The following is a 14875-nucleotide window of genomic DNA, read 5'->3' as shown; positions in this document are numbered from 1 at the left end:
GCTATGCCTCCTCTTGATCCAGTGTTTCGGCCAGATGTAGTGCCATCGATGACAGTTCATCAAAGCTGGTAGCATGCGCTGGGTTGGCGCACAGTCCCTGCACGGCGGCCAGCATCAGCTGCTGCTTGAAAGATAAGGCAGTAGATGGCACCGGTTTATCAAGCGGTGGCAAATCCGCCGGATCTGGTGCCGGGCCTTTGTTACTTTGAATAGCTTCTTTACGCCAAAAGATTATGTCTTCCATTGCTATCTTCTGACGCACCGAAACATCATTGCTCCAACGTTCAAGCAATGTTGTCGCTACGCAGTGAATTTCTTCATCAGAAAAATCAGGAGAAAGCAGAAACTCTGCTGATTCAATATCTGAAATGAGAAGGGGATAAATTTCAGATATTGTTTGGCCTGCGCGTAAAAGAAGATCCTCCGCGCCGTCTTGGTCAATCACATCAGTCTGGCCTGATAAAAGCTCGTTTAACAGGAAACAAATCTCTACCTGGCGGGGGCTAAGCTCTTTGCGGCTATCTGCAGGTGCAGCAGCTGGGGTATTGATTAGCTCTTCAACACTGAACACTGTTCTGCCGGGTTTTTCTTCGGCGTCAGCCTGCAATGATGCATCACTTAGCTCTTTGGCTTTTCGCGCCTCTGTAAGCTGTAGAAACTCGACTTTAGTGATCTCCACGCATCCACCAGCGCACAGCTCATTGAGTTTATCCAGGGTAAAGAGGTCACCGAATTCGTCGGTGTCAGGGCGTTTGTAGTAAAACGGGGCTTTGCGTTCCACTCCCTCGCGTTTCTCGACGGGTGCGTTATTCCAGACGTCAAAGTACTTTTTGAACACCGGCCATTGGCTCCCGGTCGGGATGTTGGTGCGAACGGCAGTAATGAGTTGCAGGGCTTTCTCTTCGTAGAGCGCCAGAATCCACGGCGAGCGGGATATAGCCTCGGCAAGTTCTTTTGCGTAACTGCTTTCGGTATCGTTAACAAGATCTAAGGCCTGGCCATATTCATGCTTCGTTATGTGAGACGTACGGCTGAATAGAGCGAGAAGGGCGGAGCGGACATCAGCCGGCAATTTAGACACCTCTATAAATTCAGGATCGGGACTACTTTTTTTCGTGCCGGCTGGCGGGTTTACAGGTTCCATATCTTTCAGCTCTTTATTCCAACGCACACCGCGCTCGAAAAAGTCACCGATGAACTCGTTAAGCGGGCCACGTGGTAGGCCGGGGCGATCTTCGAAAACCTTCACAGCAAAGTAGTGCTCTGACAAATCCAGATGCTGCTTGATGAATTCTGCCTCAATCAGTACTGCCGCGGCCTTCGGATTCGGAGCCTCGATGGCGATAACCAAATGCTCGAGATTAAGTTCTTTCTCTTTCCCTTTTTTCGGCTCTTTATAGCCGCCAAAAACTTTATCACTCACGATTAGTATCCTTTTATTTATAATTCATTCTGGAACGATGGAATTTGCGAAGATTCATTTTTGCCTGTTGGCGCTCTGCTGCCTTGCGCGCGCAGTCATCATCACAATAAAAAACAGTGTGTCTTTGCTTATATCCTTCCCGTCGCTCTATTTTCGTTTCGTCGTTTAATGGCTTGAGGCAATTTGAACAGTGTGACATTCTCTGTTTCTGCTCCTGAATAACAACTGCATGCCAATTTCCGCTTCCCGAATGAGGTGCCATATACGGCCAATCTCTTCTAATGCATCTGCGTGAGAGTTGAATGATTCATGAATTATCGCGCCGGGGAAAATGACTGTTACTTCTTGGTTTTCCTCAAGGCGTGTATAAGCGAATACAGATTCATCAACTATTACTTCGGCAACTTCTGGTGAGATTAAATTAACTGAACATTGATTTATATTGAAGTTCATTGTACATCCTTCATGAAATGGTTATGGGTATCCCCGCCAAATTAATGGTGTGACTTTATGTTCTGTATTTATTAGTCTCTGATGTTAATGAGAAAACTCAGTAGCAGAGAACCGATGAAAATCAGTAATGCGAATGACATCGTTATCAGTAATGAAATGATTAATATGACTAGAGTGAATAAGTCCATGTTCGGCCTTGTTAAACTCCCCTAGTGGATCCCCATGACTGTCTAAGAGGATTTCTACAAACACGTCCCTGATCACCGCGCTGTCACGGAGGGTGGAAATTACCAATTTTCCACGAGTGTTAGCGGATGCTTTCCAGGTTATGCCCTTATGACGTACGAACATACCTGGCCTGACGCATCCCCTAATTACCTCCTGTGAAACGTATTGTTGTACCATCTTCTGATGTCTCCTTTAACACAGGTTTTGCAGTTTGAAGACTGGTGAACATAGTCGGATTGACCGCACTACAATATTTAGTAGGTCATATTCACTTTATGATTGGTGCTATCCTTGCCATTAGCTAGTGCAAAGATTCATTTTCTGGGCTATTTCTAAATACAGGAGTATAGGGTTGAATGGAAAGAGAAAAAATAATAGTGCCACTAAAGCGCAATAAGTGTTATTACGATGGCTTGCGTGGGATGTTAAGTGGTACATTTTATTCTATGCTGGGGGTTTATTTTACCGCGTTAATGATTACTCCTCTGACCTTAAAGGAGTTAATGGGTGGTGAGTTTTTAGTAGTACACGCTTGGATAATTATTAGCTTCGTTTTATGGCGTAGAAGTCTAACCACTCCAAACAGAGTTGTTTTTTCAATTGGTAAAATTTGGTATTATCCGAATGTTGCCAATATAATTCTAGGTGCTCAATATATAGTTATCGGAATTCTATGTTCATTAATATTTGATTGCTTCTCTAAAATAAATGTTGGGATGGATCATTTGACGGCATTTTATTGGGTTGCGTTAGTATACTTAATATTACTCCTTCTTTTTTGCTCACTATCAATTAGGAAGTTTGAACCAGTTCCGGCAAGCAATGATCAGCAATCAAGTTAAAAGATTTAGAAATATCCAGTTTTTAAAGAGCGAAGCGTCCACCAGGGCGCTTTTTTGTTACTACAACGGTGCCATTGAGCCTGGCCGGCTGAACGTTTGAAATCTATCGCGCTGCTATGGTCATGCGTTGCTAAGATGTACACATGCTAGCATTAAGCTAACGTGTGTCAACATAAGGCATGCAAAATAGTTTTGGGAAAACAAAAAAAGGCCGCCTTGATGGCGACCTTTAAAGGAGAATAGTTACTGTATCTTATTGATTACTATTTGTTTGAGTCGAAAAACTTTCCGTAGAATTTTTTAAGTTCATTAAGGCGCATTTCAAAGACAGCAAGCATATTAGTGCGTTCTACGCTAGGAAGCTCACGGTAAATCTCGATCAGCTTTCTTTCATCCTCGCTGTATTGACTATGAATTTCCTCATCTTCACCCAAGATCCAAGCCATGGATACGCCCGTGTGGCTTGCAAGCTTGGCGGCGGCTTCTTTGCTTATGCTTCCTCGCTTGAACCATCCGTTAACAGAAGCGCGGCTGACCCCAGTAATTCTTGCCAGGTCTGCTTTGGATACGTGTTTGGTATCAATGATCTCATTTAAGCGCTGTGTGACCAGCGGCAGATCAGAAAGGTTCTCATTTTCCATTCCAACATTATAAGCCAGAGGCTAACACCCCAACAATATAAGTGCCTGATGCATTGTGTTGACATTCGTTAGCTTTGTGCTTACATTTGCTTTCGTTAAGTTAACGGGAGCAATAAATGTCCGATTTAAAAACAGGCTTAGATAAAGCCATTCACGCATTTGGTGGGCAACGAAAGCTGGCTCGCGCATTGGGTATTAGCGCACCAACTCTAAACAAAGTCGTGAATAAATATGCCGGGAAAATTCCACCTAAGTATCTCCAAAAAATTCATGAGTTAACTGGAGTTACGCCTCATGAGTTACGGCCTGATATTCATCCAAATCCAACATCTGGCCTACCAGTTGAGAAAAACAATAACACCCCTGTGGTTTGAGGACTGAACAATGCAAATCAAACATGAATTGATCCGCGACGTTGTTCGCGCCTGGGCCGTGGAAATTAACCGAGAAAATGTTGGCCGTGCAGTATCCATCGAGTATTTCCGCATGGGGGGCGGGGCGCTTCGACTGCTGCCTGCAGATGCGCAGAACGCCGACCACGTAAACCAGCAAAACCTATTCCGCTGGTTAGACAGTGACTCAGCGCAATCAAAGGCAAAGGTGCGCCAGCTGCTGCCGGCAATCCTCAGCGCATTGCCACGCCAGTTGAGCGCCCGCTTGGTACTTGCCAATTCCATGGAGTACAGAGCTCTGCAGCAGGCGCGTGCAGCTCTTGACGAAGCAGCTGATGCATACGTCGCTGCGACTGTCGTAGATCTTGTTAATCACATCACCGGCAGCACCAGTGCTTCCGTCGTTCTGCACTAAGCGAGGCCGATATGTTGCATGAAGATTTCTTAGCGAAGCAGCTACGCGGCATGCTGTCGGCCGACGGCAAATACGACGAGAACCAGGCTGGCGCCGCGGTGACTCAGGCACTGGATTATCGCCGTTCAAATCCAAACACCAGCACGCTCACTCTCATCGAAAAAGCGAAATTCTTTGCCCGACACAATAAGCGTCCGGCATCGCCCGAGCGCCACGGGCCAATTCAGAAAGCACGGCTGCCGCAGAGCCTGCGCTAAATATGTTTGTTATTAAGGGGGCTTCATGTCCGCACTAATCCAACTGCTGGACAGGCCGATCGCATATCAGCCGTCGTTCGCGCAGCTGCGCGCCGGCAAGGTTAAAGCAGGTCCGTCAGCGGCTGTATTGCTCTCACAGTTTGTCTACTGGCACAACCGCATGGACGGTGGCTGGATCTACAAAACTCAGTCGGAGATAAACAGGGAAACAGGGCTGAGCCGGGATGAGCAGGAAACAGCCCGGCGAAGATTGGTTGCCCTGGGCGTCGTAGAGGAAGAGTTGCGCGGTGTGCCGGCCACACTTCATTACCGTGTTAACGCCGAGCGGCTGGAAGAGCTTTTATTGCTCTCAGTCCAGCAAACGCGCCAGATTACGGCAACCCCGCAAACTAGATTGCGGCATTCCCCCAAACCAGATTGCGGGAACTGCCCAAACAAGAATGCGGTATCCCCGCAAACAAGCTTGCGGGAACCCACCCAACAAGCCTGCGGGGATCCCGCAAACTTTCTATCAGGTGATTACACAGAGAATACACAGAGAGATTGTCAGGCAGACGAACTGCCCGACGATTTCGCCGATCCGGCTTTGCGGGTTTTAAACCATCTCAACCTGGCCACTGGCGCGAAGTTTCAGAACGGCAAAACCACGCTCGGGTTTATCAACGGGCTGCTGAGCGGCGAATACGTTGCTGACGAGCTGAACCTGGTTATCGATCACCGGGTCGAGCACTGGGGCGGCGATCCAAAAATGTCCCAATACCTGAACCCTAAAACACTTTTCAGTTTCGAAAACTTCGAACGCTACCTGCCGCTGGCGCGCAAGTGGCACGACGATGGGTGCCCGTCGGTGCGATCCCCTGACATTGATACTGCCGAGCGTGATGCTGCGTACCGGCGATTGTGGGCGAGGGCAGCGTTTAAAACACCGCTGGAAATCCGGGTTAGAAAAGCCGCTGGCCTGGCGAACATCGGGCAGAAATCGGCAGATGCAGCAAAACAGGAATGGGATCGCTTGTGGCTTGAGAACGCCAAAGCCATGCAGGCTGAGTCACGAAAAGTCGAGAGGGAAATTTGATGGGAATAATTCTGGCAGCGCTACAACAACACGAAAAAAGCACAGCAGCTGAGCTGGCAAAACTCTGCGCGGTTGAGCCGCGGCAGGCGATTGCAACCCTGCTGAGACTCGAAAGCACCGGCCGTGTTTGGCAGCGCAACGGATTCTGGCATTTCTGTACGCATAGCAATCCACGTCAGCGCCGCAGCGGGGGTATCGCCAAAGTAAGCCTGCCGGCGCTGGTGAAGCTGGTGGAAGAGCGCGGACCTATCACCGCGCGTGAGCTGGCCGACGAAATCAACGCAAGCCGCAAAGCAGTTTCAACCGCGCTCTGCAACGCGTTTAGGGAAGGGCGGCTATCGCGTAGCGGTAATCGTAGCGCTTACGTATACGAGAAAAAATTAACGCTGCAGAAGGGCCCGGCTAATGACTGAACAAGCGAAAGACGAAAGGGAGATCCGTACTGCCCGAAGGGCACCCAGCCTTACGAACAGACACACCGCATAGGCCCAGTACTGCCATAACTGCGTCCTGAAACGCAACTGCGGCTGCCTGCGTGTAACGAACTCTTACAGCGAAAGCGCAGGGATGAAATCAAGAATCCGGGATGAAGTTATCGCTGAATGGAATGAAAGAATGAGATAGTCACATCTTAGCTGAGTTGTAGAATGAATTTTGAATTGGTTTCAGAACGTAATTAATTATTATCGCTAAACGTGAGTGAAATTCATCCACCTTCAGATTTATTCGCAACTGTGTTACTTTATTAGACATCCATTATTATTGTATGAAAATGTTTAAAGTGAATTTATCATTTGATAACGTTCAATATCTATTTTTAGTAAAACTAAATCATATTTCGTGACATCTGTCTAACTATCAATTTTAAGGGGTTGTAATATGGCGAGAGCTGTGCAAGGAAAAACTCAGATTGCTGAAGGTGAGGATGATGTCAAAGAGCCACTTGTGTGCGGTATTATTATGCCCATTGCAAAAGCTGAAGGTTATCCAGAGAAGCACTGGGCAGATGTATACGCTATTCTTTGTGAAGTTGCAGAGTCCGCAAGTTTTACTGCAAACTTAGTAAGTTTTGATGATGATGTTGGTATCATACACAAAAGAATTGTACAGAATATATATTCTAACCCAATAATAATATGTGACATCAGTAGCAGGAATGCTAATGTCATGCTTGAATTAGGCATGAGATTGGCTTTTGATAAGCCGACAATAATCGTTAAGGATGATAAAACGCCATATAGTTTCGATATTGCTGCAATTGAGCACCTTGAATATCCATCTGATTTGAGGTATCAACTTATTAATGAGTTTAAGGAAAAACTTAAATCTAAAATAGTTGAGACGTACAAACGCTCTAAGAGTGATGTAGAATACACCACGTTCCTTAAGCACTTTGGTACTTTTAAAGTTGCAAAGATTGATGAAAAAGAAGTTTCCAGTGTAGAGTTTTTATCTGCCGAAATAAAAGAGCTAAAGTCATTGATAATGGGGTCTGTTAATAACAATAAAACTACTGCTAGATATAAAAGTGAGATTGGGATACTTCGTGGTTTTGTTTCGTTAAATGTTAAAATTTCTTCTTCTGCATGGAAGATATTACAGTTGCAAGATATTAAGGAATTTTCAGATGCAATTGGAGCTAGGGTGAAAAATGCTGAATATAATGAGATTTCTGGGGTGTTGAAAGTTGATGTCTATATGGATGATGGTACTCCTCAACCATCAGAAATACAAAGATTAATTGAATCTTATGTCAGTCACCTTATTTCTGACTTGTAATGCTAGATGATTTCATAACCTATTGCTAATGTCTATCTTCAGTTGGTTATATTGACCGGTATAGGTAAAGGAATTTCTGCATCTTTTATAACTAAGCGCATCCATGCGCTAGATATAATTAAGTTCGCTTTTCAAATACTTCTCGTAGCTGTTTATTATATCGAATTGCCGCCGCACGTAAGTCTGGCGGCATCCAACTAATGTCGAGAAACAGGTCGTTATCCTCATTGTGTAGATCAGGCCGATTTACAAAAAAGTTCACCGGTGAAACACCAAGCGCATCTGAAATTTTGTCTCGCTCTTTGAGTGTCATTGCTGATCTGGCTGCCATGATATTTTTTAGTCTCTCATATGATATTCCGCTTAAGCGTTGTAACGTTTTTAACGACATCTTCTGATTGTTCATTTCATCTTTCATTAACTTAACAGCGGGATGCATAAATTTCGCTCGTCGTTTTGGTATGTAAGGAAAATATATTTTCAGTTCTTGGTGTAAAAAAACTGATGATCTCGCCCGATAAAATGCATTTTTGGCCGTTTCGGTGTAATAGTTACACCGAGTGACTTTATTTGATTTAAGTCAATTTACAACGGGAAGGAATCAGAGAAAAATACAGAACCATGACTTAAATCCATCCTGATTTTTATAGTCAAATCAGATTGTTATTTTTGTTTTGGTTGGTGAGTATGAATGAAGAAAACTTATTGAATTATCTTAAGGTTGCAGGGCGCTACCAGGTTTATTCAGATGGTAGTGGCTGTTTCATTGTTCTACCCCTGATAAGGGAGCAGGTAATGATTACGCTACCTGCGCACGCGGAGCTAAGCAGTGCAGACGGCGAAGAAGTGATTTAGAATGCTCAACAGGGCTGAACACCCGTAAATCTATCGCGCCACCGGAGATCACGATGGCGCACTATCAATCTGAATACACTCAGCAGCTGGCACCCACGGTGACCGGTCTTTTTTCATGCTCTGCGTTTACCCAGGCGGTGAACAATGACTAAAGTAGAGCGAGAGCATCTATGCCGTGTTGCCGCCCTGGGCTGTATTGTCTGCCGGCAGATGGGCCACGGTGAAACGCCGGCGGAAATCCATCACATCCGGACCGGGCACGGCATAGCGCAGCGCGCTGACAACTTCTCAGTAATTCCCCTTTGCCACCAGCACCACCGGAACGGCGGCCACGGCGTTGCTATTCACGCAGGCAGGCAAACATGGCAAAGAATCTTCGGTACTGAACAGCAGCTACTCCTGCAGGTGCAAGAAGAGCTGGGGCTAATGGCATGATTTACGGATCCGTTTGCAGCGGCATAGAAGCCGCGAGCGTAGCCTGGGAACCGTTGGGCTGGCAGCCAGCATGGTTTTCTGAGATTGAAAAATTCCCTTCTGCAGTACTGGCACAACGCTGGCCACACGTCCCGAACCTCGGTGATATGACACAGCTCGCCGCGGCAGTGCGGCGGGGGATTATCGCTCCGGACATTCTTGTTGGCGGCACGCCCTGTCAGGCCTTTTCCATTGCAGGCCTGCGCAATGGTCTTTCTGATGCCCGCGGGCAATTAACCCTTTCTTATGTTGAGCTGGCAAATGCTATCGACGACAAACGACGCGAACGAAACGAACCCGCAGCAATCCTCGTCTGGGAAAACGTCCCCGGAGTTCTCTCATCAAAAGATAATTCTTTCGGATGCTTTCTCGCGGGGCTTGCCGGAGAAAGCTGTGCATTGGAATCACCAGGGGGAAAATGGAACAACGCTGGTTATGTGTTGGGACCACAAAGAGCTATTGCCTGGCGAGTGCTCGACGCTCAATTTTTCGGAGTGGCCCAACGACGCCGCCGTGTGTTCGTTGTCGCAAGTGCTCGAGAGGGATTCGATCCCGCAGCGGTACTTTTTGAGTTCGAAAGCCTGCGCAGGGATACTCCGCCGCGCCGAGAACCGCAAACGGCAGTTGCCGCCCTTACTGCAAACGGCGTTGGAACGTGTGGTGCAGACGACAATCAGGGACAAGCAGGACACCTGATCGCCGAGTGCGTCAGCGGGAAAATTAGCCACACGCTGAAAGCTGATGGCTTCGACGGCAGCGAGGATGGCACCGGTCGGGGAACTCCAGTTATCGCTTTCGGCGGCGGCAATACCAGTGGAAACATCGATGTTGCGGCCTGCCTGACGGCCAAAGGCCAGCGTATTGATTTTGATGTTGAGACGTTCGCCATAGCGTTTGCTGAGAACAGCCAGAATCAAGTTCGTCTTCAGAATGGAGATGGGCTGATTACCGGCCCGCTATCAACTGGTGGCGGTAAGCCAGGACAGGGATATCCCGCTATCGCTTATGAACCATACACCCTCGCTATCCGTGGGCGCGCCGAGGGCTCCTCTGTAGAGGTGCGAAGCGACGGAACAGCAAATGCCTTACTGACGCCAAACGGCGGCCGTGCAGGGATGGGAGTGGGGGCCATTGGCTGGGGTATGCAGGTTCGCCGCCTTACGCCCCGCGAGTGTGAGCGCCTGCAGGGATTCCCAGACGACCACACTCTGATTGAATACGGCCGCAAAATCAGCCCTGAAAAGATGGATCGCGATTTCGCCAAATACCTGATGCGCGGCGGCAAGCTGACGTTTGAAGAGTGCTGCGGCAGGGCTGCCGATGGCCCACGCTATAAAGCGATCGGCAATTCAATGGCTGTGCCGGTAATGCGCTGGATTGGCGCCCGCATAGATAAAGTTCTAAAAACCTCCCCGATAAATAAAAAGGAAAACTCATGACCCCACGCCAACTCCGCGCGCACCAGTCTGCCGTTCGTCACGTTGCCGGCGCGCCAAGGAAAAGCTATCTGGGCCGATTTACCGCGCTAACGGGTATTCAATCCGGCTGGATAAAATCGTTGCTCATAGCATGGGGCGAATACGTAGGCGGTAAGACTCCGGCAGAATATCGACTCGAGAACTGCAACCGGTTCATCGTCTCGGCTAAAAGTGATGAGTGGTCCGATGCTCAGCTTCAACGCATTACCGAAGCGTTAGCAAAGGCGAAGAAAGAGGGGTTTACAGGCCGCCGTGCCGTTGCTCGAGCACACACAATTCTTTGGGCAAAATCGCTAAGCGAGATGATAGACGAGACAAACCGTCGGAAAGACGCCGATCTCGTTGAGCGTGCTGTACTGGCAGCATTCAAGAGCGATGATCCGGTGCTGCTCATTGGCCTGCAGTATTACACGAGCAGGGCGAAGATTGCGGACATCGCCCGAGAACTGCAAAGCGTGGCGCCGTGGCTGGCAGAGCATGAGGCCCGCCGGCGTTGTCGCTGGTGCGTGCAGATATTTGAGGCTAAAGTTTTTCTGGCGGTTCGTAGAGAATCAGCAGTTGATTAACAATATTCAGTGTCAAAGGCCCGTGGGTAAAAGATGGCCCTAACTTGATTGTATATAAAAAACCCCAGATTTATAGCCTGGGGTTTAAGGAGGATTGGTGTTGTTCAATATTTGATGCACTTTCAACGTGTCCCGGCCTTTATCGGCTGGTGTGTTATTTTTTCGCGGTAAGTCTTTGGGTAAGAAATGTATAAACGGTAATACATGGAATAACTACTGCAAAGAACGGCCATAGCGTGGCGGTAATCAGCGTTTCAAAAAAGTTAAACTCAATTTCGTTTCTTTTATCTCCACGCAATGACAGCACCCACATCCCAACAAATCCTACGAAATAAGTAGCTAAATATATGGTCATTACTAATTCCATTTAGAGTATGCGGGATAAGTTTAGTGCTAATAACCATACAGTTAAAATTGGTACTGTAGATCAATAACCTGGGATTGATCGTTCAAAGCGATCAATTAATGAGATATTTCCCGGATTCCGGGCGATGGAGCCTAAAAAACAATGTTTAAGTTATCGCAATGCATATTATGTTGCGGGAAAGTAAATTCATTTAAGTATTGAAAACGAGTCAAAAAGTTAGATAATCGGTTCATGCTTAGCAGAGCTGCGCCACGATGGCAGCGTCGTAAAGCCAACAAAATCAAACATTGAACCTCGCCTTGGCGGGGTTTTTTTGTGCCTGAATTATTTCCCTGACTCGACGTAGGGATGGAGTTTTTATTATGGCCAATGCGATTTTTCCCTGGGTGGGCGGCAAGAGAAAGCTGGCCCGGCATCTGCTCCCGTTGTTCCCGGAGCATACCTGCTACGTTGAGCCGTTCTGTGGTGCTGCGGCTCTGTTCTTCATGAAAGAACCGTCCAAAGCTGAAGTCCTGAACGACATTAACAGCGATATAGTGAATCTGTACCGGGTCATACAACACCATCTGGAAGAGTTTATTAAGCAATTCAAATGGGCGCTGACGAGCCGCGAAATTTTCAAATGGCAGAACGATACCCCTCCGGACACGTTAACGGATATCCAGCGAGCGGCCCGGTTCTACTACCTTCAAAAATTGTCTTTTGGAGCGAAGACGGGCGCCCGCACATTTGGCGTTCGGAAGGATTCACCGTTGAGCCTGAATCTTCTCAGGCTTGAGGAAACGCTCTCTGAAGCATGGCTACGGTTAAACCGGGTCACGATTGAACATCTGGACTGGAAGTCGTGCATCACGCGTTATGACCGCGCCACTACATTGTTTTATCTCGATCCGCCGTACTGGCAGACGTTGGATTACGGTGTCCCGTTCGAGCTGACCGAATACGCCGCGATGGCTGAGCTGGCACACCGGAGCCTGGGGAAAATGATTATCTCTGTGAACGACCATCCCGAAATGCATCGGGTATTTTCGGGGCTGGAAATTACTGACGTTAAAACGACCTATACGGTGGGGATTAAAAACACCCATCAGGCTGGGGAGTTGATTATTAGCAATTTCAAGCCATCCGTATCGAAGTAACAATCCGCGCCACGCTCGGCGCAATAACTATTAAGTATTTCAGGGGTGAGTCATGCGCCCGTTATTTAACGAGCATACAGAGAGTATCGTCACGCGCTTTTTTGCCGTCGTAACGGCTTGGGCGGCGGCGATGGGAATATCCACACAGGATCTGGCTTACATCGCGTTCGGCGCGCTCGGGGCAGTGGTTTCCGTTACCTCGTTCATTTGCGGCCGCATAGATGCCAGGCACGCACGGAAAGAAGATTCGAAGCGCACGGCAATAATTGCTGAATATGCTGAGAACGCCGCAACTAACGGGCATAACCCTGCAGCGCTCGATGTACTGGTTCACACGCTTGAGAAGGTAAGGAAGAAATGAGCCCATCACTGAAAAAGACACTGGCCGGGCTGGGGGCTGCCAGCGCGCTGACGATCGCCAGCTTTGTTATCCCCGAGTTGGAAGGTGTGAGGCATACGCCGTATTACGACGTTGCCGGCGTGCTGACGGTCTGTTATGGCCATACCGGCGATGACATCATCAAAAGCAAAAAATACACCGAGGCAGAGTGCCAGGCGATGCTTGATAAAGACATGCTGCCTTTTGCCCGTTCTGTTGAGCGTTCAGTGAAAGTGCCAGTTGATGAGTATCAAAAAGCTGCTCTGATTAGCTTCAGCTATAACGTCGGCGTCCGGGCGTTCGAGCGCTCTTCTGTGCTGCGGCACCTGAACGCCGGCAACTATAAAGTGGCATGTGACGGCCTGCGCGCGTGGGTCTGGGCTGGCGGCAAGCAGTGGCAGGGGCTAATCAACCGGCGCGACGTGGAACATGAACTCTGCACCTGGAGTCAGCATTGAGTCGGGTTGTGCTGGTGGTCTGCATTGCTGCCACTGGGGCGCTGGTGGCCATGGGATGGGCCGTGGATCATTACCGAACTAACGCGCTGCAGTACAAAGAGCAAAGGGACACGGTGACCGGCGAACGTGATAGCGCAAACGCCACGATTGACGTTATGAAGGTACGCCAGTTGGAGCTGGGCGCGCTCGATGAGAAATACACAAAGGATTTAGCTAATGCAAAAGCGACTATTGAGCAGCTGCGGCGCGATGTTGATGCTGGCGCTAAGCGGCTGCGTATCAACGCCGCCTGCGCCTCGCTGTCCAACGCCTCCGGCCCCGCCCGCCTGGATGATGCTGCCGCCCCCCGACTTACTGACGCCGCTGAGCGGGATTATTTCCGTCTCAGAGAGCGAATCGAAATCGCTGGAAAGCAAATAGCTGGACTGCAAGAGTATGTTATAAAATTTTGTTTAAAATAAATCATTGTTTCACTACTTTAACTAAAAGTTGTAATTTTTAAGCTTGTAAAATGTAAAGCTCTTAACATGGAGATGAATATGGTGCAGCAAGCTATAAATGCGTTGTCAGCCTATGGGATTTACTGGTTTAGCGGAAACACCTCACATGGTGATAGCTTATGTAAGCAAGTGAGGGCCAGAGGGGTTGACTGTTACTTTGAGCCTGTAGGGTTTGAGTTTGAGAACGTACTGTATTTGCATTCAAAGTTCACCCATGATCAGGTGGTTAGCATCGCCGCACGCCGAATTATAGCGAGACAAAATAATGTTAAAGAACCAGATTTTTGAGTGTGTAATGCGCTGAATAGCCAGCTTAATTAGGTTTTTGTCTTTCATCAGTGGGGGCATTTGCGAGTTCGCTCGATGATGATAAAGTTACCTCTTTGCACTCAGCAAGGAATGGCATATGCAGCAATACATTGTTTATTTCAAAATGAAAGACAGCGCCCTTCAATGGTCAAAGTTCTACGCACGTGGCAACTCTGAATCTGAAGCCCGTGCGTACTTCAATGAAAAATATCAGCGCATACAAGTCTCTAAGGTGCTGGGAGTCGTGCATCCTAGAGATGAGCGAGACTTCAAAGCTCGTCACGGAATAAATTATTAACCGCATCCGGGCGCTTTTTATCGCCATCACAAAGGCCATCTCTGGGTGGTTTTTTTAATGGTCCTATAAACATAGGAACAGCAGTATGGCCAAACCGAACTGGGGAGCGCCTTAAGACCAGTTCCTCGCCGAACACGCCAAAAAGGTACCTCACCGAAAGACTGGTGATAAGTGCAGGGACTGAACTACGTCAGCGCAAACGCCACGATTGATGTTATGAAGACGCGCCAAGGGGAGCTGGAGGTGCTCGATAAAAAATACACAAAGGATTTGGCTGATGCCAAAGCGACTATTGCGCAGCTGCAGCGGGATATTGCCGCTGGCGTTAATCAGCTGCACATTAACGCCGCCTGTACCTCGCTGCTCAACTCCACCTGCCCCGTCGGAATGGATGATGCTGCCAGCCCAAGACTTAGTAACGCCGCTGAGCGGGATTATTTCCGTCTCAGGGAGCGAATCGAAACCAGCGTCAAGCAAATAGCTGGCTTGCAACAATACATTAGCGATCAATGCTTAAGGGAAAATTAAAGCTTTATCGTACAAAGCC

General features: G+C 48.1%; 21 protein-coding genes and 1 pseudogene. 16 read left to right on the top strand and 6 right to left on the bottom strand.

The features are described from left to right. Position 1: 1 nt before the first annotated feature. The 3 genes from ACE38U_RS09450 to ACE38U_RS22455 all read right to left on the bottom strand — a co-directional run bounded on the left by ACE38U_RS09450 (position 2) and on the right by ACE38U_RS22455 (position 2281). On the bottom strand, positions 2 to 1423 hold the full coding sequence (locus tag ACE38U_RS09450; protein WP_375529615.1) for a phage-associated endonuclease: 1422 nt from the start codon (positions 1421 to 1423) through the stop codon (positions 2 to 4). 165 nt (positions 1424 to 1588) lie between these two features. Then, positions 1589 to 1876, bottom strand: a complete 288-nt coding sequence (locus ACE38U_RS09445) for a hypothetical protein (protein WP_038472731.1) — start codon at positions 1874 to 1876, stop codon at positions 1589 to 1591. A gap of 84 nt (positions 1877 to 1960) precedes the next feature. Continuing rightward, entirely contained in the window at positions 1961 to 2281 is a 321-nt protein-coding gene (locus ACE38U_RS22455) for a hypothetical protein (RefSeq protein ID WP_071842922.1), read from the bottom strand. Between the two features lie 179 nt (positions 2282 to 2460). On the opposite strand from ACE38U_RS22455, the gene ACE38U_RS09440 reads away from it, so the two are divergent. Beyond that, positions 2461 to 2946: a hypothetical protein gene (locus ACE38U_RS09440; protein WP_038472728.1), complete on the top strand. Its 486-nt coding sequence runs from the start codon at positions 2461 to 2463 to the stop codon at positions 2944 to 2946. A gap of 263 nt (positions 2947 to 3209) precedes the next feature. Here ACE38U_RS09440 and ACE38U_RS09435 read toward each other — a convergent pair whose 3' ends face one another. Continuing rightward, positions 3210 to 3587, bottom strand: coding sequence for a helix-turn-helix domain-containing protein (locus ACE38U_RS09435; RefSeq protein ID WP_038472725.1), 378 nt, complete (start codon positions 3585 to 3587; stop codon positions 3210 to 3212). A gap of 116 nt (positions 3588 to 3703) precedes the next feature. Here ACE38U_RS09435 and ACE38U_RS09430 point away from each other — a divergent pair, with 116 nt between their 5' ends. The 6 genes from ACE38U_RS09430 to ACE38U_RS09405 all read left to right on the top strand — a co-directional run bounded on the left by ACE38U_RS09430 (position 3704) and on the right by ACE38U_RS09405 (position 7505). Next, positions 3704 to 3961, top strand: coding sequence for a transcriptional regulator (locus ACE38U_RS09430; protein ID WP_071842921.1), 258 nt, complete (start codon positions 3704 to 3706; stop codon positions 3959 to 3961). 10 nt (positions 3962 to 3971) lie between these two features. Next, positions 3972 to 4394, top strand: a complete 423-nt coding sequence (locus tag ACE38U_RS09425; protein ID WP_038472721.1) for a toxin YdaT family protein — start codon at positions 3972 to 3974, stop codon at positions 4392 to 4394. An 11-nt stretch (positions 4395 to 4405) separates the two neighbouring features. Then, positions 4406 to 4651: a hypothetical protein gene (locus tag ACE38U_RS09420; protein WP_375529614.1), complete on the top strand. Its 246-nt coding sequence runs from the start codon at positions 4406 to 4408 to the stop codon at positions 4649 to 4651. 25 nt (positions 4652 to 4676) lie between these two features. Then, the gene (locus ACE38U_RS09415) at positions 4677 to 5726 is read left to right on the top strand and encodes a conserved phage C-terminal domain-containing protein (protein ID WP_375529613.1); all 1050 of its coding nucleotides are present in this window, start codon (positions 4677 to 4679) and stop codon (positions 5724 to 5726) included. Next, positions 5726 to 6139 (top strand): hypothetical protein, encoded by a 414-nt coding sequence (locus tag ACE38U_RS09410; RefSeq protein WP_375529612.1) that lies wholly within the window; start codon positions 5726 to 5728, stop codon positions 6137 to 6139. Before ACE38U_RS09415 ends, ACE38U_RS09410 begins: the two co-directional genes overlap by 1 nt. 466 nt (positions 6140 to 6605) lie before the next feature. Further along, entirely contained in the window at positions 6606 to 7505 is a 900-nt protein-coding gene (locus ACE38U_RS09405; protein WP_375529611.1) for a hypothetical protein, read from the top strand. A 118-nt stretch (positions 7506 to 7623) separates the two neighbouring features. Here ACE38U_RS09405 and ACE38U_RS09400 read toward each other — a convergent pair whose 3' ends face one another. After that, complete coding sequence (locus ACE38U_RS09400; protein WP_375529610.1) at positions 7624 to 7944, bottom strand: helix-turn-helix domain-containing protein; 321 nt, start codon at positions 7942 to 7944, stop codon at positions 7624 to 7626. A gap of 560 nt (positions 7945 to 8504) precedes the next feature. Here ACE38U_RS09400 and ACE38U_RS09395 point away from each other — a divergent pair. From ACE38U_RS09395 to ACE38U_RS09385, 3 genes and pseudogenes are all read left to right on the top strand, one after another. Further along, entirely contained in the window at positions 8505 to 8795 is a 291-nt protein-coding gene (locus ACE38U_RS09395; RefSeq protein ID WP_375529609.1) for a Ref family recombination enhancement nuclease, read from the top strand. After that, a pseudogene (locus ACE38U_RS09390) lies at positions 8792 to 10222 on the top strand (DNA cytosine methyltransferase); the annotation flags it as partial. The gene ACE38U_RS09395 and the pseudogene ACE38U_RS09390, both read left to right, overlap by 4 nt. A gap of 47 nt (positions 10223 to 10269) precedes the next feature. Continuing rightward, on the top strand, positions 10270 to 10878 hold the full coding sequence (locus tag ACE38U_RS09385) for a hypothetical protein (RefSeq protein WP_375529608.1): 609 nt from the start codon (positions 10270 to 10272) through the stop codon (positions 10876 to 10878). 154 nt (positions 10879 to 11032) lie between these two features. On the opposite strand, the gene ACE38U_RS09380 is transcribed toward ACE38U_RS09385, so the two are convergent. Next, positions 11033 to 11233, bottom strand: a complete 201-nt coding sequence (locus tag ACE38U_RS09380; protein ID WP_375529607.1) for an oxidoreductase — start codon at positions 11231 to 11233, stop codon at positions 11033 to 11035. 374 nt (positions 11234 to 11607) lie between these two features. On the opposite strand from ACE38U_RS09380, the gene ACE38U_RS09375 reads away from it, so the two are divergent. From ACE38U_RS09375 to ACE38U_RS09350, 6 genes are all read left to right on the top strand, one after another. Further along, the gene (locus tag ACE38U_RS09375) at positions 11608 to 12384 is read left to right on the top strand and encodes a DNA adenine methylase (RefSeq protein WP_375529606.1); all 777 of its coding nucleotides are present in this window, start codon (positions 11608 to 11610) and stop codon (positions 12382 to 12384) included. 52 nt (positions 12385 to 12436) lie between these two features. Continuing rightward, a complete protein-coding gene (locus ACE38U_RS09370) occupies positions 12437 to 12745 on the top strand; it encodes a hypothetical protein (RefSeq protein WP_375529605.1) in 309 nt (102 codons plus the stop codon). Next, positions 12742 to 13221, top strand: a complete 480-nt coding sequence (locus ACE38U_RS09365) for a lysozyme (protein WP_375529604.1) — start codon at positions 12742 to 12744, stop codon at positions 13219 to 13221. The genes ACE38U_RS09370 and ACE38U_RS09365 overlap by 4 nt, the downstream gene beginning before the upstream one ends. After that, a complete protein-coding gene (locus tag ACE38U_RS09360; protein ID WP_375529603.1) occupies positions 13218 to 13682 on the top strand; it encodes a lysis protein in 465 nt (154 codons plus the stop codon). Before ACE38U_RS09365 ends, ACE38U_RS09360 begins: the two co-directional genes overlap by 4 nt. A 445-nt stretch (positions 13683 to 14127) precedes the next feature. Beyond that, on the top strand, positions 14128 to 14328 hold the full coding sequence (locus ACE38U_RS09355) for a hypothetical protein (protein ID WP_375529602.1): 201 nt from the start codon (positions 14128 to 14130) through the stop codon (positions 14326 to 14328). Positions 14329 to 14499: 171 nt separating this feature from the next. Next, entirely contained in the window at positions 14500 to 14856 is a 357-nt protein-coding gene (locus tag ACE38U_RS09350) for a lysis protein (protein WP_375529601.1), read from the top strand. Positions 14857 to 14875 lie beyond the last annotated feature (19 nt).

The sequence above is a fragment of the Cedecea selenatireducens genome (assembly GCF_042138895.1).
In the GTDB taxonomy this organism is placed as follows: Bacteria; Pseudomonadota; Gammaproteobacteria; order Enterobacterales; family Enterobacteriaceae; genus Cedecea; species Cedecea selenatireducens.
Note: the sequence above shows the minus strand (reverse complement) of the source record. Positions and strands in the feature narration are given on the sequence as shown.

Coding starts and splice junctions, on each gene's coding strand:
- ACE38U_RS09400 (WP_375529610.1), bottom strand. CDS start 7,944: ATGCATCCCGCTGTTAAGTTAATGAAAGATGAAATGAACAATCAGAAG.
- ACE38U_RS09365 (WP_375529604.1), top strand. CDS start 12,742: ATGAGCCCATCACTGAAAAAGACACTGGCCGGGCTGGGGGCTGCCAGC.
- ACE38U_RS09440 (WP_038472728.1), top strand. CDS start 2,461: ATGGAAAGAGAAAAAATAATAGTGCCACTAAAGCGCAATAAGTGTTAT.
- ACE38U_RS09435 (WP_038472725.1), bottom strand. CDS start 3,587: ATGGAAAATGAGAACCTTTCTGATCTGCCGCTGGTCACACAGCGCTTA.
- ACE38U_RS09420 (WP_375529614.1), top strand. CDS start 4,406: ATGTTGCATGAAGATTTCTTAGCGAAGCAGCTACGCGGCATGCTGTCG.
- ACE38U_RS09380 (WP_375529607.1), bottom strand. CDS start 11,233: ATGACCATATATTTAGCTACTTATTTCGTAGGATTTGTTGGGATGTGG.
- ACE38U_RS09370 (WP_375529605.1), top strand. CDS start 12,437: ATGCGCCCGTTATTTAACGAGCATACAGAGAGTATCGTCACGCGCTTT.
- ACE38U_RS09425 (WP_038472721.1), top strand. CDS start 3,972: ATGCAAATCAAACATGAATTGATCCGCGACGTTGTTCGCGCCTGGGCC.
- ACE38U_RS09385 (WP_375529608.1), top strand. CDS start 10,270: ATGACCCCACGCCAACTCCGCGCGCACCAGTCTGCCGTTCGTCACGTT.
- ACE38U_RS09415 (WP_375529613.1), top strand. CDS start 4,677: ATGTCCGCACTAATCCAACTGCTGGACAGGCCGATCGCATATCAGCCG.
- ACE38U_RS09410 (WP_375529612.1), top strand. CDS start 5,726: ATGGGAATAATTCTGGCAGCGCTACAACAACACGAAAAAAGCACAGCA.
- ACE38U_RS22455 (WP_071842922.1), bottom strand. CDS start 2,281: ATGGTACAACAATACGTTTCACAGGAGGTAATTAGGGGATGCGTCAGG.
- ACE38U_RS09355 (WP_375529602.1), top strand. CDS start 14,128: ATGCAGCAATACATTGTTTATTTCAAAATGAAAGACAGCGCCCTTCAA.
- ACE38U_RS09430 (WP_071842921.1), top strand. CDS start 3,704: ATGTCCGATTTAAAAACAGGCTTAGATAAAGCCATTCACGCATTTGGT.
- ACE38U_RS09445 (WP_038472731.1), bottom strand. CDS start 1,876: ATGAACTTCAATATAAATCAATGTTCAGTTAATTTAATCTCACCAGAA.
- ACE38U_RS09405 (WP_375529611.1), top strand. CDS start 6,606: ATGGCGAGAGCTGTGCAAGGAAAAACTCAGATTGCTGAAGGTGAGGAT.
- ACE38U_RS09395 (WP_375529609.1), top strand. CDS start 8,505: ATGACTAAAGTAGAGCGAGAGCATCTATGCCGTGTTGCCGCCCTGGGC.
- ACE38U_RS09375 (WP_375529606.1), top strand. CDS start 11,608: ATGGCCAATGCGATTTTTCCCTGGGTGGGCGGCAAGAGAAAGCTGGCC.